A 15,393-nucleotide genomic window follows, 5' to 3' on the forward strand; every position below is an offset into this window, starting at 1 on the left:
TCTCCTCAACCACGCGCGGGTGAAAATGCCTTCACGTCGGCGGGCTGGCTGTCCATCTGCAGGTGCAAACGCTCGCTCGTATAGGGCGTGTGACGCTCGACGACGTCGAGGTTGAGCTCGATGCCGAGGCCTGGCTCGCGCGAGGGGATGATGTAGCCGTCCTCGACGGTGAGACCGGTCTTCAGCACCTCGGCGTGGAAGCCGGAGAAATCGACGATCGCCTCGTGGATGAGGAAATTGGGCGTTGCCGCCGAAAGCTGGATACTCGCCGCCGCGCCAACCGGGCCGTTGTAGAGATGCGGTGCGATCTGGGCGTAGTGGGCTTCGGCCATGCCGGCAATCTTCTTGGCTTCGAGCAGCCCGCCGACGCGCGCCACGTTCATCTGCAGGATGGAGGCGGCCTTGGTTTCCAGCACGCGCTGGAACTCGTATTTGGTGGTCAGCCGCTCGCCCGTCGAAACGGGAATGGAGGTCGCGCGGGCGACCTCGGCCATGGCGGCCTCCTGGCCGGGTGGCACGGGCTCTTCGAACCACAATGGATCGTACTTTTCGAGGCGTTTGGCGAGGCGGATCGCCGACGAGGGCACCATCTGGCCGTGCGTGCCGAACAGCAGGTCGGCGCTGGAACCCACGGCCTCGCGGATCTTGCGGCAGAATTCCTCGCAGCGGTCCATGACGCCGAGGGAAAGCTGGTGGCCGGAATAGTTGGTGTAGGGGCCGGCGGGATCGAACTTGACCGCCGAAAAGCCCATGTCGACCATCTTGACCGCCCATTCGGCGGCAAGATCCGGATCGTTGTAATCGTATTCGCCGGCCGCGTTGATGGGATAGAGATAGGTATAGGCCCGCAGCTTCTCGTGCACCGTGCCGCCGAGGAGATCGGCGACTGGCCGGCCGGCTGCCTTGCCGATAATGTCCCAGCAGGCGATTTCGAGCCCGGAGACGATGCCCATCATGGTCGGGTCGGGCCGCTGGGTGAAGCCGCTGGAATAGGCCGAACGCCAGAAGCGTTCGATGCGGTGTGGATCGTGTCCAAGGAGATGGCGCTCGAAGACGTCGTCAATCAGCGCGGTCATCGCACTCGGATGGAAGGAGGTCGCGTAGATCTCGCCGACGCCTTCGATGCCACAAGCGGTCTGGAGGCGGACGAAGATCCAGTACATGCCGCCGATATGCGGCGGGGGCACGGCGACGACATGTGTCTTGAGGGAGACGAGTTTCATGGATTACCCCTTTCGCTTGAGACGGGCCATCAGGATCACGGTCGTAACCGCGCCGATGAGGCAGATGGCGGCAATATAGCTGAAGTAGAACTGGTATCCGGCAAGGCCTGGATAGCGGTCCGAAAGATAGCCGTTGACCAGCGGCAGATAGGTATCCGGTGCATAGCCGACGAGCGAGATGATGCCGATGGCAAGGCCGGTGACGTGGGGTGGCACGTTGCAATCGTCGAGGATCGCCCAGTAGAGCCCGCGGATCGCATAGGTCAGCAGACCGACGAAGAGGATGAGGCCAATCAGTACCAGTGTCGAGCCGGTGCCGGGCAACAGGACCATACCCATCAGGCTCGCCGCCGAAAGCAGGAAGGCGATGAGCAGCACGCGACCCTTCGAATAACGGTCGCCGAGGAAACCGCCGCCGATGCCGCCGACCGGGCGCAGCCAGAGTTTCAGCATGGCGATGAAGCCGGCCATGGCGGCGGAAATGCCGAACCCGCCTTCTTCCAAGTAGGCCGAGAAGCTGTAGGTGGCGAGAAAGACGTGGTAGCCGCAGAAGATGATGGCGGCGACCAGCCAGATTTCGGGGATGGAAAGCAATGCTTTGACGTCGGAAAGGAAGCTGGTTTCACGCACCTTGCGTTCCCGCGTCGCTGTAGTCGTTGTGTCCGGTTTGGAGACCACAAAATAGACCAGACCGACGATGATGCAGGTGATGGCATACATCAACACAACGTCGCGAAAACCGCTGGCGAGCCCGGCACCGCGCGTTTCGGAAACGAAGACGAAGAGGGCGATCGCGACGCTGGCGAGCAGCGCTTCGACGAGGCCTCGCCCGCCATCAAGGATGCCGAAGAAGCGCCCCTGTTCGTCCGCATGGGCGATGAGGTTGACCTGTTTCAGCGTCGCCGCCCAGAAGGTGAGGCCCGTCGTGACGCCGAATCCGCAATAGATGGCGATGAGCGCGCTGTAGCCTGGCAGCGTTGCATACCACAGGCCAAGAAGGCCGGTGCCGACCATGGAGAAGAGAATGAGCAGGCGTGGCTGCACGCGGTCGGCCAGCCAGCCGCTCGGCAGGTAGCAGACGAGGAAGGCGGTGCCGAGGATCGAATAGAGCACGCCGAGGTCGATATTCGTCAGGTGCAGCACCTCCAGCATCGTCGTCTGGTAGGATTGGCGCAGATAGAGGATCGGATAGATCGCGCCGGCGGCGATGACGATCAGGGCAAGCTGCAGATAGCGCCCGCGTTCGCCCACGGCCGTCGCGGCAGCGGGTTCAAGGGTGGTGCTCACGGTGTTCTCCTCCTCGCCGGCCCTCTTGGGCCGGCCGGTCGATAGGGTGGATCAGTGTTTCAGGATGACGAGGCGGGTCTGGGTGAATTCCAGCATGCCGTGTTTGCCGTCGTCGCCGCCGAGGCCGGATTTCTTCCAGCCGGAATGGAACCCCTGGTAGGGATCGGCCGGGAAACGGTTGATATAGAGTTCGCCAGCCTCGATGGTCGCGGCGGCGCGCATGGCCTTGCGGTAGTTTTCCGTGAAGAGCACCGAGCTGAGGCCGAACTGGTGGTCACTCGCCAGTGCCAGCGCATCGTCGAATTCCGCATAGGAGAGCACGGCGAGTACCGGACCAAACACCTCCTCGCGCACGATCTCCATGTCCTGGCGGCAACCGGAAAGAAGCGTCGGCGGATAGAAGTAGCCATCGCCCTCCGGCAGGTACCCGCCGGCCTCGACGGTGGCACCCTCAGCGCGGGCGCGCTCCACCATGGCGTGGATGCGCTGGCGCGATGTCTCATTGGCGAGCGGGCCCATGCGGGAGGCATCCTGCGAACGGTTGCCGAAGGCGCGGGCCGAGAAGGCCGCCTTGAGCTTGACGAGCAGGTCATCGTGTACGCTCTCATGCACATAGAGGCGCTCGGCACTGGTACAGACCTGGCCGCAATGCGTGGTTTTCGCGGCAACGATGGCCGCAGCCACGGCGTCGATGTCCGCATCCGGCTCGACGATGACGGGCGTCTTGCCGCCGAGTTCGAGCGAGGGTTTCGCGATGTTGGCCTTGCAATAGTCGAGCACGATCTGGCCGGCGCCGACGCTTCCGGTCAGCGTGATCATGCCGACCGCCGGCTGGGTGGAGAGCACGCGGGCGACGTCGTGATCCATGGTCAGGATGTTGATGAGGCCGGCCGGGAGATCGGCGTCCAGCACCGCTTCGGCAAAGACCAGCGCGGAGGCCGGCGTGTTATTGCTTGGCCGCACGACGACGGTATTGCCGGCAATCAGCGCCGGCGCGATTTTTCGCACCAGCGTGTAGATGGGGTAGTTGAAGGGGATGAGGCAGGCGACGACGCCGATCGGCTCGCGGCGCAGGAGAAGCGTTTCGGCGGCATTGTCGCTTTCGATGACCTCTCCCTCGATGCGGCGTGCCCATTCGGCGTGGTAGCGCATCAGTTCAACGCCGTAGACAACCTCGCTGGTCGCGTCCGCCAGGCTTTTGCCGGATTCGGCGGCGAGTGCCGTACCGATCCGCTCGGCGCGCTGGATGAGGGTATCGGCAAGACGCCGCAAGGCATTGCCGCGCTCGATGGCAGGAAGGGCACGCCAGGCGTGCTGCGCTGTCCGGGCGGCATCGACGGCGGCGATCACATCGGCCTCGCTTGCCGCGGGCACGGAGGTGAAGACCTCTCCCGTCGCCGGGTTCCTGACATCGATTCTTTTGGGAGAAGACGCTTCGACGAAACGGCCGGCGTAGAAATTGCGATACTCGCTCATGGTCACTCACCTCGGCGGGCCGCCGGTCGGAAGAGACGGGGCGGCCGAAGGAGAGAACCTTGACAATCGACGGGACGGCCTCTCTCCCTAGCCGTTCGCTATGCGCCACCAAATGCGCTTGGGCGAGAATGCACAAACGAGTAATTTTCGGGTGTAGCATTCCCCGAAGGAATGCTTGCGCTTCAATCAGCGGCCTCCCGCAATAGCCAAGCGCGAAAAGCCTGGACATTGGGTGGGATGGCGGTCTGCGGGCGGGTGACGAACCAGTAGGATTCATGCCCCTCGACCGTGATGTCGAAGAGCTGTTTCAGCGTTCCCGTCCGAAGGTCACTTGCCACCATGGAACGGTCGGCGATGGTGATGCCAAGCCCGCAGCGCGCAGCCTCGATGGCAAGATCCAGCACATCGAACTCCAGCCCCCGGTTGGTGTCGAGTTCGGGAAATCCGGCGGCATCCAGCCAGTGCCGCCAGGTGCGGTAGCGCTGGTCGGGCGAGGCCAGCACATGCAGGAAGGTGAACTGCGCGAGGTCGCCGGGCGTGGCGAGCAGCTTTCCTTCAAGCAGCGACGGTGCGGCGACAACGATGTGCCTCTCGCTCATCAGAAGGCTGGAATCGAGCGTCGGCCATTCGCCGTCGCCGAAACGGATGGCGCAGTCGAGCAGGCCCCGTTCGGCGAGTGTATCGGCAAGCGCGGTGCCGATGCTGATATCGATCTCCGGCAGGCTGGCCTTGAGGCTCGCCAGCCGCGGCACCAGCCAGCGCTTGGCAAAGGTCGGCGGCACGTTGATCCGGAGCCGGTTGTGGTTCTGTTTTTCGGCAATGCCGCGCAGCGACATCTCGATGTTGTGAAACGCCTGCTGGATGGTCTCGAGCAGTGCTGCACCTGCGGGTGTCAGTTCGAGCCGGTGGTGGCGGCGGATGACCAGCGCCTCGCCGACTTCGTCCTCGAGATTCTTGATCTGTTTGCTGACGGCGCTCTGCGTCAGGTTCAGCCGCTCGGCCGCCCGCGTGAAACTGCGGGTCTGGCCGACCACCTCGAACACCCGCATTGCCGATAACCCGGGAAGCCTTCGCATGACCCTCTCGAATGATGTTGCGTCCGCCATCATACGTGAAGATCGCCGGCAGGATAGCCGGTCGGGAGGCGGCAAAACGACAGAGGCAAGACCGTACGACTGATATGAGTTTTAGGAATGACCTCTGCGCGATAGTCGTTTGTCAGGCATCGCCGAATACCCGATCTATGCGCCCCGCTGGAGAGGAGAACGGCATTCATGATCCCAGACCATCCCCCGACCCGTCAGGAAGTCGACAGTATCGGCGCGTATGCTGTGCCGGCGTCGGCGCTCTACGGTATTCAGACGCAGCGGGCGGTCGAACTCTATCCGCTCGGCGGCGCTGCGCGGTTCTCCGACTACCCGCTGCTGCTCGACGGCATGCTGCAGGTCAAGAAGGCGGCGGCGCGCACCAATATCGAAACCGGCGCAATCGAGGCGGCCCTCGGCGAGGCGATCATCCGCGCGGTCGACGGTCTCTTGGCCAAGCCCCGTCCCGAGGCTTTCCCGGTTCACGCCTTTCATGGCGGCGGCGGAATTTCGTTCAACATGAACATCAACGAAGTGCTGGCCAACATCGCCAACGCCGAAAGTTTCAGCGCGGCCTATGGCAGCTACGCACCGATCCACCCGAACGACCATGTCAACCTCAATCATTCCACGGCCGATTGCCTTTCGACCGCCTGCCACATCGCAGCGCTCACCGCTTTCGAAGGACTTTCCAAGGAAATTGAAGGGCTTGCGGCCGATCTCGACCGGCTTGGCGCTGAATGGGCGCCGCTGCGAAAACTCGCCCGCACCTGCCTTCAAGACGCGGTGGACATCGGTTTCGAAGACTATCTCGGCGGCGTCGCCGCCTGCCTGCGCATCAATCTCGCGCGTGCCGCACAGGATGCCGAGAGGCTGCGCCACATCAGCCTCGGTGGCAACATCATCGGTCGTTCCAACGATTGTGATCCTGACTTCTTCACGCACATCATTCCCGTCCTGAACGGGCAACTTGCAAAAGCCGGCTTCTCTGCAGAGCTTACGCGCACCGAAAATCTCTTTGCAGCCTCGCAGGCGCATGACCGTCTCGTGGCGCTTGCCGGATCGCTCGATCAGACCGCGCGCACGTTAATCCGCTTCGCTAAAGACCTGCGGCTGATGGCATCGGGCCCGCATGGCGGCTTCAGCGAGATCCGCCTGCCGGCGGTGCAGCCGGGATCGTCGGCCATACCGGGCAAGGTCAACCCGACGATCCCGGAATTCATGGTGCAATGCGGCATGATGGCCTGCGGCCGTGCGGCCGCGGTGGTCATGACCGCAGATCATGGCGAAATGGACTATAACCCCTGGGAAGCCGTGGTCATCACCGGCCTTCTCGACATGATCGCCGTCCTGAAAGCGGGGGTTTCTACCCTCCGGCGCAACTGCGTGGAAGGCATGCGTCCCGACGTGGCGCGCAATACCGACAATGCCACCAGCCTGCTGCCGTCGCTGATCCGGCTCAAACAATTAAAGGGCTACAGCCATGCCTCCTTCGTCGCCAAGGAGGCGGCGGGTGACCTTGCCTTCGTGCGCCGCAAGGTGGCCGAAGCTGAAGCCGGTTGATCCTTTCCATACCCACTCTCTCCCAAAACAAGGCATGAAGGACATGTTGCAGGAAACCGAACGCGCCTGGGCTCAGCGCTGGCTGACCGCGGAAAAGAAGCAGTATATCGACGGCGAATGGGTTCGCGGCGCGGGCGCCGATTGGAAGGTGATGAACCCGGCGACCGGTAAACCGCTTTGCACAATCCCGCTTGCCGATGCCGACCAGGTCGAAACCGCGGCAGTCGCCGCCAACCGCTGCCATCGCAGCGAGGTGTGGAGCCGCAAGACCTCGCGCAAAACGCGGGCGGATCTGCTCAACGCCATCGCCCGGTTGATCCGTGAGAATGTCGAGAAACTTTCGCTGTTGGAATCGCTCGCCAACGGCAAGACCTATGCCGAGGCGCTGGTCGACGACATCCCGACCTGTGCCGATATCTTCGAATATTATGCGGGCTGGACCGACAAGTATTACGGCGAGGTCTCTCCGGTCGAGGACGGCTTTCTGAACTTCACCTCGAAGGAGCCGGTCGGTGTGTGCGCCCTCATCGCACCGTGGAATTTCCCGCTCTACCAGGCGAGCCTTAAAATCGCGCCGGCGCTCGCCATGGGCAACACCGTGGTGATGAAGCCCTCGGAATTCACCCCGCTTGCCACGCTCTATCTCTTCGAGTTGATCGACCGCCATCTCGACCTGCCGAAGGGCCTGTTGAACCTCGTGCTCACCGATGGCGAGGCGGCCAACCACCTCACGCTGAGCCGCAACGTGCACAAGGTTTCCTTCACCGGCTCGACGGTGGTCGGCCGCAAGATCGTGCAGAATTCCGGCGTTTCGAACCTCAAGGCCGTGACGCTGGAACTCGGTGGCAAGTCGCCCTGCATCTTCTTCGACGACACGCCGAACCTCGATGCAGCGATCGACCGCGCCTTCACCGTGATGTTCTCGCACAAGGGCGAAAAGTGCTCGGAGCCGACGCGCTTCCTCATCCAGAAGGGCATCTACGATTACGTCATGGAACGGCTGATCGCCAAGGCGGAGGCCGTGCGCTGCGGCGATCCGCTGGCGGCGGAAACCCAGCAGGGTCCACAGTGCAACGAGGCGCAGTTCCGTCGCATCATGGATTACATCGAGATCGGCAAAAACGAGGCCGAGCTTGTCGCCGGCGGTTGCCACGACCGCGCGGGCGAAAACGCCGCCGGCCTTTTCATTCGCCCCACCATCTTCTCCAACGTGCCGCAGACCGCCCGCATCGTGCAGGAGGAGATTTTTGGGCCCGTGCTTTCCTGCACGCCCTTCTCGACGGCGGAAGAGGCGGTGACGCTTGCCAATGATACGGCCTATGGCCTCGCCGCCGGCGTCTATACCGGCAATGTGACGCTGGCGCACCGCATGGCTGAACGGCTCGATGCCGGCATGGTCTTCGTCAACCGCTACGGCTGCTACGGGCTGTCCAGTCCCTTCGGCGGCTTCAAGGAAAGCGGCTGGGGCAAGGAAATGGCCGTGCACTCGCTCTCCTCCTACACCCGGACCAAGGGCGTCTGGGTCTATTTCGGCGACTGATCCTCCCAACATTCCATCCGAAAGTCTGAAAGAATGCAGTATATCCGTCTCGGCCACTCCGGCCTCAAGGTTTCCAGGCTCTGCCTCGGCACGATGAACATGGGCTCCAAGAACTGGAAGCCCTGGATTTTCGATGAAGGTGAAAGCGAGCCGATCATCGGCCATGCGCTCGACAACGGCGTGAACTTCATCGACCTTGCCGACTTCTATTCCGCCGGCGCGGGCGAGGAAGTGGTGTGCAACGTACTGCGCCGTCTGACGCGTCGCGAAGAGCTGATCATCACCACCAAGCTCGGCTATGCGATCGGCAAGGGCGTCAACAATGGCGGCCATTCGCGCAAGCATGTCTTCGAGGCGATGGACGGCTCGCTGACGCGCATGAAGAGCGATTATGTCGACATCTATATGCTGCATTATTTCGATACGGAGACCCCGGTCGAAGAGACCATGGAGGCGATGAACGACCTCGTGCGGGCCGGCAAGGCACGCTACATCGGCGTCTCCACCATGTTCACCTGGCAGTTCGCCAAGATCCTGAAGGTCTGCGAAAAGCACGGCTGGGCCCGCCCGATCAACATGCAGCTCCAGCTCAACTGCGCATACCGCGAGGAAGAGCGCGAGATGATCCCGTTCTGCGTGGATCAGGGCGTCGGCGTTTCGGTGTTCAGCCCGTTGGCGCGCGGCATCCTGACCAACGACATGAACTCGATCCGCAACCAGACGGATTTCTTCACCGCCGAAATGTACAACGACCGAGCCTCGCGCGATATCGCCCTCTCGGTCGCCCGCGTCGCCGAGGCGCGCGGCGTCACCCCGGCGCAGATAGCGCAGGCCTGGGTTCTCGGCAAGCCGGAGATCTCCTCCATGCTGGTCGGCGCCGATACGAAGGCGCAGTTCGACAGCGCGCTCGCCGCGCTTTCGACCGCGCTCGATGCCGACGAAATCTTCGAGATCGAGCGCAACTACACGCCCTGCGACCTCATCAACGACTACACCACCGGCAAGCGCTTGCCGCGCGAGCCGCGCCCGGCCGCCGGCCGTTTTGCGGCACCCATGGCCGCGGTCGCCTGAAGGCATTTCTGACAAAGGGAGAGGAAACATGAAGGATTACAAGACACTCAGCGGCGCGCCGCTTCATCCCGAGGCCAAGGCGCTGACGAAGCGCCTGGCGGAGGGCCAGATCGACCGGCGCGGATTCCTGCGCGCCATGGCCTGGCTTGGCGTCGCCGTTGGCGGTGCCAGCATGCTCGGCGGCAAGGCATTGGCTGAGGAGGCGCCGAAGGACGGCGGCACACTGCGCTTTGCCTGCCAGATCCAGGAAATCACCGATCCGATGATGACCAACTGGATCGAGGCCTCGAACCTCTTCCGCAACAGCCTCGAATTCCTGACCTATGTCGACGAGAACAACATCACACATCCCTATCTGGCCAAGAGCTGGACGCCTTCGGCGGACCTCACGGTCTGGGATTTCGAACTGGATGAACGCGCCAAATGGTCGAACGGCGACGCTTTCCAGCCGGAAGACGTGATCTTCAACATCGAGCGCTGGATCGCTCCGGATTCGCAAAGCTCGAACAAGACCGCCTTCGGTGCCATCTCGCGCGTCGAAAAGACGGGCGACCATGGTGTGCGCATCACGCTGTCGCGGCCGATGGCCTCGCTGCCGGAGCAGCTCTATTCCTATACCTGCCCCATCGTGCACCGTGGCTTCAAGGGGAATTGGCCGGCCGACCCGGTCGGAACTGGCCCCTTCGCGCTGGTCAGCCACGAGGTCGGCCGCCAGTCCGTCTTCCGCAAGCGGCCGGATTACTGGGGTACGCCCGCACGTCTCGACGAGATCCAGTATATCGACCTCGGCCCGGATGTGACGACGCATCTCGCGGCGCTCTCCAGCGGCCAGGTGGATGTCATCTACCGCGCGACTATCGCCGAATATGACCTGATGAAGTCGCTGCCCAACCTCCAGATTCTCTCGGTCAAGGGCGCCAACACCATCGTGCTGCGCATGCAGGTCGACCAGAAGCCGTTCGACGACATCCGTGTCCGCCAGGCCGTCGTCTTGGCCGCCAACAACCAGCAGATGCTGGATATAGCCTATCGCGGGCAGGGCGACCTCGGCGCGAACTACCATGTCTCACCCACCCAGGCCGATTATTTCTCCCTGCCGCCGATAGCGCGCGACGTGGAAAAGGCCAAGGCCTTGCTCGCCGAGGCCGGCCATGCCGATGGTATCGATATCGAGCTGACGCTCGGCAACACCCAGGGCAAGTGGGAACAGGACACCGCGCAGGTGTTGCAGCAGAATCTCGCCGAGGCGGGGATCCGGCTGAAGCTCAATGTGTTGCCCGCGTCGCAATACTGGCCGATCTGGAACAAGGTGCCCTTTGGCCTGACCTTCTGGGCACATCGTCCGCTCGGCACTATGACGCTGGACCTCGCCTACCGCTCGGGCGGCTCGTGGAACGAGAGCCGTTTCGCCAGCCCCGAATTCGACGCTGCGCTGGACAAGGCGATGGCCGTGGTCGATCCCGAGGCGCGCAAGGTCGCCATGCAGGAGGTCGAACGCATCCTGCAGGACAATGCCGTGATGGTGCAGCCGTTCTGGGCCGAACGTCTCAGTGCGGCGGCCGAGAAGGTACGCGGCTTCGTGCTGCACCCGTCGGACTATTTCCGCATGGACGGCGTCTGGATCGCCTGAACGAAACGGCCGTGCGCTTGCTGCGCTCGGCCGTCTGATTGCTTGGGTGGAAGAGGGGGAGAAACAATGTTCCTGGGTATGTTCCTGTTGAGAAAGGTCGCGATTGCGCTCGCCACGATGTTGGCGGTCTCGTTCCTGATCTTTCTGGCGCTGGAGGTGAATGTCGAGGATGTCGCCGTCAAGGTGCTGGGGCAGTATTCGACGGTCGAACAGCGTGCGGCCTGGCTGGCGCAGAACGGCTATAACGATCCCTTCCTGTTGCGTTATGTCCGCTGGCTCGGCCAATTCGTCGCCGGGGATTGGGGCATGTCCACCTTCTTCCGCGCGCCCGTGGTCGACATGGTGCTGCCGCGCCTTGCCGCTTCGGCCATTCTTGCCGGCGGCGCACTGCTGGTCATCGTGATCTTCGGCCTCGGCCTCGGCGTGCTGGCCGGTATGCGGCCGGGCTCGCTCCTCGACCGAATGATCTCGGTCTTTTCCGTCGTCACCACGTCGATCCCAGATTTCGCCTCGGCAGTGTTCCTGTCGGGCATCTTCGTCTTCTGGCTGGGGCTTCTTCCCGGCGCGAGCACGATGATCTCGGGTCTTTCGCTGGCCGAACTCGTCCTGCCGGTCTCCGTACTCGGCCTTTATTCGATGGGGTATCTCGCGCGGGTGACACGCGCCTCGATGGTCGATGTTATGGGGACGCACTACATCCGCACGGCGCGGTTGAAGGGCGCCAGCATGGGCCGCATCGTCCTGCGCCATGCGCTGCGCAATGCGCTGATCACGCCGGTCACGGTCATCATGCTGCAACTGCCCTGGCTCCTGTCGGGCGTCATCGTGATTGAGGTGTTCTATGCCTACAAGGGTTTCGGCACACTGCTCTACGACGCCGCGCTGAACCAGGACATCTACCTGATCGAAGCCTGCGCCATGATTTCCGTTCTCGTCGTCGTGCTCAGCCAGATTCTCTCCGATCTGCTCTACGGCTGGCTAAACCCGCGCATCACACTGGGGGCCAGGGCATGAAGATGTTCGTTCCGTATCTGAAAAAACCCCTCGTGCTGATTGGCGGCGGTCTGGCCCTTGGCTGGCTGCTGGTCGCCATCTTCGCGCCGCTGATTGCGCCTTACGATCCCTTGCAGACGCTCCAGCCACTCGCCAAACCCATGGTGGCGGGCGCCAAGGGTGAACTTTTCCTGTTCGGTACTGACATGCTTGGCCGTGACATCTTCTCGCGCCTTGTCTGGGGCGCGCGCACGGTGGTGATCTATTCGACGCTCGCCACGCTCACCGCCTATGCTTTCGGGCTCCTCTTCGGCCTCATTGCCGGTTATGCCGGCGGGCGGACGGATGCAGTGCTCTCGTTCCTTGCGAATGTCGTGCTCAGCTTTCCGGTGCTGGTGCTTTATATCGTCATCATCGTGGTGATCGGCGCTTCGCCGGTCAACATCGTCATCGCCGTGACCTTCTCAAGTGCACCCGCGATCTACCGCATCGTGCGCGGCATCACCATCGATGTCGCCAGCCGCGATTTCGTCAAGGCCGCCGTCACGCAGGGCGAAAGCACCTTACGTATCCTCTTCGTCGATATCCTGCCGAACACCACCGGGCCGCTCGCCGTCGATTTCTGTCTGCGCCTTGGCTACACCGCCATCACCATCGGCACGCTCGGCTTCCTCGGCCTCGGCCTGCCGCCGCCGACGCCCGATTGGGGCGGCATGGTCAACGAGGGCCGTGCCATGGCCATCGCTTTCCCGCATCTCGTCATCTTCCCGTGTATCGCCATTTCTTCCCTGACCCTCGGCCTCAGCCTGCTTGCCGACGGCCTGCGCGAAGTGAACGACGCGAAGGAGCGCCATGCATGACCCAGTCCCTCTTGCAGATACGCAATCTCTCTGTCGCCTTGCCGAAGGGCGCCGACCGGGCTTTCGCGGTGCACGATGTCTCGCTGGAGGTAAAGCCGGCCGAAATCCTCTGCGTTGTCGGTGAATCCGGCTCCGGAAAATCCGTTCTGACGGCGACGCTGATGGGCGCTGCGCCCCGCGGCCTGCGTGTCGCCGGCGGAACGGCCGAGATGGGCGGGCGCGATCTGCTGACGCTCACCGAACGCCAGTGGCGCGATATCCGTGGCAAGGATATCGGCATGATCTTCCAGGAGCCGATGGCATCGCTCAACCCGGCGCTCACTGTCGCCCAGCAGATCGAGGAGGTTTTTGAGCTCCATTCCGACTACCCCCGGGCAGAGCGGGCCGCGCGGGCGAAAAAACTGGTCGAGGAAATGCATCTGCCCGAACCTGACCGCATCCTCAAAAGCTTTCCGCACCAGCTTTCCGGCGGCCAGTGCCAGCGCGTGGTCATCGCCATGGCGCTGGCAATGAGTCCGAAACTCCTGATCGCCGACGAGCCGACCACCGCGCTCGACGTAACGACCCAGGCGCAGGTGCTGAAGCTGATCCGGGAGCTGCGCGACAACCACGGCCATGGCATCATCTTCATCACCCATGACCTCGGCGTCGTTGCGGACATCGCTGACCGCATCGCCGTGATGCGCCGGGGCGAAGTGGTGGAAATCGGCAGCGCCGAACAGGTGCTGAAAGCGCCGCAGCACGACTATACCAAGACGCTGATCGCCGCCGTGCCGAGCCTCGTGCCGCGTGACCGCCCGGCGGCCGAAACCGAGGAAGCGCCAGCGCTCACCGTCAGCGCGCTCAATCACAGCTATGGCGCCAAGCAGGTGCTGCACGACATCACGCTCTCGGTCGCGCCGGGGCGGGTGCTGTCGATCGTCGGCGAATCCGGCTCGGGAAAATCCACGATCGCCCGCAACCTCATCCGCCTCACCGATCCGACCTCGGGTACGATCGCGGTCGGGGGAGAGCCGATACTCGACCTCAAGGGCGGCGCGCTACGCCGTATGCGTCGCCGCATCCAGATGATTTTTCAGGACCCGTTCGGTTCGCTCAATCCGCGCCGCAAGGTGGGGCCGATGATCGCGCGCGCCGCGATGCTCTCGGGCGCTAACCGTGCCGAGGCGGTGGAGCGGGCGAAGGAGCTGTTGGAGCTTGTCGGTCTGCAACGCAATGCCTATGACCGCCGCCCGGCCGCCTTTTCCGGCGGCCAGCGGCAGCGCGTCGGCATCGCGCGGGCGCTGGCGATGCGACCCGATGTGTTGATCGCCGACGAAAGCGTCTCGGCGCTCGACGTTTCCGTGCAGGCCCAGGTGCTGGACCTGCTCGCAGACCTGCAAAAGCGCCTGTCGCTTGCCGTGGTCTTTATCACCCATGATCTTCGGGTGGCCGCTCAGATCAGCGACGAGATCGTGGTGATGAGCAAGGGCCATGTGGTGGAGCGCGGCCCGGCGAACGAGGTCTTGACCCGGCCGCAGCATCCCTATACCCGCGATCTCATCGAGGCGGCGCCGGGGCGCGGCGCCTTCTGACGCTGTCGGCAGGCGCGGAATGCCGGGTCCAGATCACAACGCGGATCGGGGCGGCGCAACCGCCGTTCCGAGCGCCAAGGCAGGTGTCGTTTCGATGTCGGTTTCTCCGTCCCTGACGTCTCTGCGGGCCTTCACGGTCGTCGGACAATGCCTCAGCTTCACCCAGGCGGCGCACCGTTTGGGCGTGACGCAGAGTGCGGTCAGCCGGCAGATCCGCCAGCTCGAAAGTACGCTCGACATCACGCTTTTCCGCCGCATCGGCAACAGTGTCGCACTGACCGAGGCCGGCGCCGTGCTGCATGAGCGGCTGCTGGTATCGTTCGACTTGATGGATGAGGCGGTGCGTGAGGTGCGCGCGACGGTGCCACGGCAAACTCTGAAGGTGTTGGCACCGCCGACCTTCGCCGCACGCTGGTTGTCGCGGCGGCTGACATCCTTCCGGCAGCGATTTCCCGATCTCGACCTGTCGCTGCATATGCGCGGCGACGACAATGTGCGGTTTGACTGCGTGGTCCGTTTCGGCGCCGGCCCGCGGGAACGGCATACCAGCACGCGGCTGATGACGGAGCAGCATATCGCGGTTTGCGCGCCCGAGCTTCAAGCCGATCCGGAGCGTCTGCGCCGCAGTTGCCTGCTCTATGTGCTCGACGAAGCGCGCCGCCTGCCCACCTGGGACAACTGGTTCGCCGCCGCGCAGCGCGACCGCCGGAGTTTGCCGGAAAATGCCATGGAATTCGCCACGCTCGATATGGTGATTCAGGCCGCCCTGACCGGCGCCGGGCTTGCCGTCGTGGATCGCAATATGATCGAAGCTGAATTGCAGGCCGGCAGCCTGATTCAGCTCGATCCGGTGGTGGTCACGGGGCCGATCGGCTACTGGCTGGACATTTCCGGCGAGCGCCTCGCGCGCTCGCGCGTCGTGCATTTTGCCCGCTGGCTGCAGCAGATGGCCGGGGCCGGCCGTGAGAACATACTTCCCTAGACCGTTTCATGTTTTGCCACAGCTTGCGCATTCGTGTGGTTTGAAGGTCTCGGCGAGTTGGCCAAGATGGCGCCAGATGTCCTCGATGGCTCGCTTTTGCGCCATGGGC

The 15,393-nt window shown here is 63.4% G+C and carries 12 protein-coding genes; 8 read left to right on the top strand and 4 right to left on the bottom strand.

All coding sequences use genetic code 11. From position 1 onward, the window contains the following. Positions 1-5: 5 nt before the first annotated feature. The 4 genes from GR138_RS24375 to GR138_RS24390 form a co-directional block, all read right to left on the bottom strand. Positions 6-1,223 (bottom strand): mandelate racemase/muconate lactonizing enzyme family protein, encoded by a 1,218-nt coding sequence (locus tag GR138_RS24375; protein ID WP_160861867.1) that lies wholly within the window; start codon positions 1,221-1,223, stop codon positions 6-8. Between the two features lie 3 nt (positions 1,224-1,226). Next, on the bottom strand, positions 1,227-2,510 hold the full coding sequence (locus GR138_RS24380; protein ID WP_160861868.1) for an MFS transporter: 1,284 nt from the start codon (positions 2,508-2,510) through the stop codon (positions 1,227-1,229). A gap of 51 nt (positions 2,511-2,561) precedes the next feature. Continuing rightward, positions 2,562-3,986 carry an aldehyde dehydrogenase gene (gene aldA, locus GR138_RS24385; protein ID WP_160861869.1) on the bottom strand — a complete coding sequence of 475 codons (1,425 nt, stop codon included), beginning with the start codon at positions 3,984-3,986 and terminating at the stop codon, positions 2,562-2,564. 182 nt (positions 3,987-4,168) lie between these two features. Continuing rightward, a complete protein-coding gene (locus GR138_RS24390; protein WP_160861870.1) occupies positions 4,169-5,062 on the bottom strand; it encodes a LysR substrate-binding domain-containing protein in 894 nt (297 codons plus the stop codon). A gap of 198 nt (positions 5,063-5,260) precedes the next feature. Here GR138_RS24390 and GR138_RS24395 point away from each other — a divergent pair, with 198 nt between their 5' ends. The 8 genes from GR138_RS24395 to GR138_RS24430 all read left to right on the top strand — a co-directional run bounded on the left by GR138_RS24395 (position 5,261) and on the right by GR138_RS24430 (position 15,284). Next, complete coding sequence (locus tag GR138_RS24395; protein ID WP_160861871.1) at positions 5,261-6,634, top strand: lyase family protein; 1,374 nt, start codon at positions 5,261-5,263, stop codon at positions 6,632-6,634. A 43-nt stretch (positions 6,635-6,677) separates the two neighbouring features. After that, complete coding sequence (locus tag GR138_RS24400) at positions 6,678-8,174, top strand: aldehyde dehydrogenase family protein (RefSeq protein WP_202402820.1); 1,497 nt, start codon at positions 6,678-6,680, stop codon at positions 8,172-8,174. A gap of 33 nt (positions 8,175-8,207) precedes the next feature. Further along, a complete protein-coding gene (locus GR138_RS24405; protein ID WP_160861873.1) occupies positions 8,208-9,245 on the top strand; it encodes an aldo/keto reductase in 1,038 nt (345 codons plus the stop codon). A gap of 28 nt (positions 9,246-9,273) precedes the next feature. After that, positions 9,274-10,875, top strand: a complete 1,602-nt coding sequence (locus tag GR138_RS24410) for an ABC transporter substrate-binding protein (RefSeq protein ID WP_160861874.1) — start codon at positions 9,274-9,276, stop codon at positions 10,873-10,875. A 66-nt stretch (positions 10,876-10,941) separates the two neighbouring features. Beyond that, on the top strand, positions 10,942-11,889 hold the full coding sequence (locus tag GR138_RS24415) for an ABC transporter permease (RefSeq protein ID WP_202402821.1): 948 nt from the start codon (positions 10,942-10,944) through the stop codon (positions 11,887-11,889). Continuing rightward, positions 11,886-12,728, top strand: a complete 843-nt coding sequence (locus GR138_RS24420) for an ABC transporter permease (protein ID WP_160861875.1) — start codon at positions 11,886-11,888, stop codon at positions 12,726-12,728. Before GR138_RS24415 ends, GR138_RS24420 begins: the two co-directional genes overlap by 4 nt. Further along, positions 12,725-14,302, top strand: a complete 1,578-nt coding sequence (locus GR138_RS24425; protein ID WP_160861876.1) for a dipeptide ABC transporter ATP-binding protein — start codon at positions 12,725-12,727, stop codon at positions 14,300-14,302. Before GR138_RS24420 ends, GR138_RS24425 begins: the two co-directional genes overlap by 4 nt. A 94-nt stretch (positions 14,303-14,396) precedes the next feature. Continuing rightward, positions 14,397-15,284 (top strand): LysR substrate-binding domain-containing protein, encoded by an 888-nt coding sequence (locus tag GR138_RS24430; protein WP_160861877.1) that lies wholly within the window; start codon positions 14,397-14,399, stop codon positions 15,282-15,284. Positions 15,285-15,393: the final 109 nt, after the last annotated feature.

Source organism: Shinella kummerowiae, from assembly GCF_009827055.1.
GTDB lineage: Bacteria > Pseudomonadota > Alphaproteobacteria > Rhizobiales > Rhizobiaceae > Shinella > Shinella kummerowiae.

Excerpts from the sequence above, each read along its gene's own strand:
- GR138_RS24430 (WP_160861877.1), top strand. The coding sequence starts at position 14,397 with ATGTCGGTTTCTCCGTCCCTGACGTCTCTGCGGGCCTTCACGGTCGTC.
- GR138_RS24390 (WP_160861870.1), bottom strand. The coding sequence starts at position 5,062 with ATGCGAAGGCTTCCCGGGTTATCGGCAATGCGGGTGTTCGAGGTGGTC.
- GR138_RS24410 (WP_160861874.1), top strand. The coding sequence starts at position 9,274 with ATGAAGGATTACAAGACACTCAGCGGCGCGCCGCTTCATCCCGAGGCC.
- GR138_RS24415 (WP_202402821.1), top strand. The coding sequence starts at position 10,942 with ATGTTCCTGGGTATGTTCCTGTTGAGAAAGGTCGCGATTGCGCTCGCC.
- GR138_RS24395 (WP_160861871.1), top strand. The coding sequence starts at position 5,261 with ATGATCCCAGACCATCCCCCGACCCGTCAGGAAGTCGACAGTATCGGC.
- GR138_RS24420 (WP_160861875.1), top strand. The coding sequence starts at position 11,886 with ATGAAGATGTTCGTTCCGTATCTGAAAAAACCCCTCGTGCTGATTGGC.
- GR138_RS24400 (WP_202402820.1), top strand. The coding sequence starts at position 6,678 with ATGTTGCAGGAAACCGAACGCGCCTGGGCTCAGCGCTGGCTGACCGCG.
- GR138_RS24405 (WP_160861873.1), top strand. The coding sequence starts at position 8,208 with ATGCAGTATATCCGTCTCGGCCACTCCGGCCTCAAGGTTTCCAGGCTC.
- aldA (WP_160861869.1), bottom strand. The coding sequence starts at position 3,986 with ATGAGCGAGTATCGCAATTTCTACGCCGGCCGTTTCGTCGAAGCGTCT.
- GR138_RS24425 (WP_160861876.1), top strand. The coding sequence starts at position 12,725 with ATGACCCAGTCCCTCTTGCAGATACGCAATCTCTCTGTCGCCTTGCCG.
- GR138_RS24375 (WP_160861867.1), bottom strand. The coding sequence starts at position 1,223 with ATGAAACTCGTCTCCCTCAAGACACATGTCGTCGCCGTGCCCCCGCCG.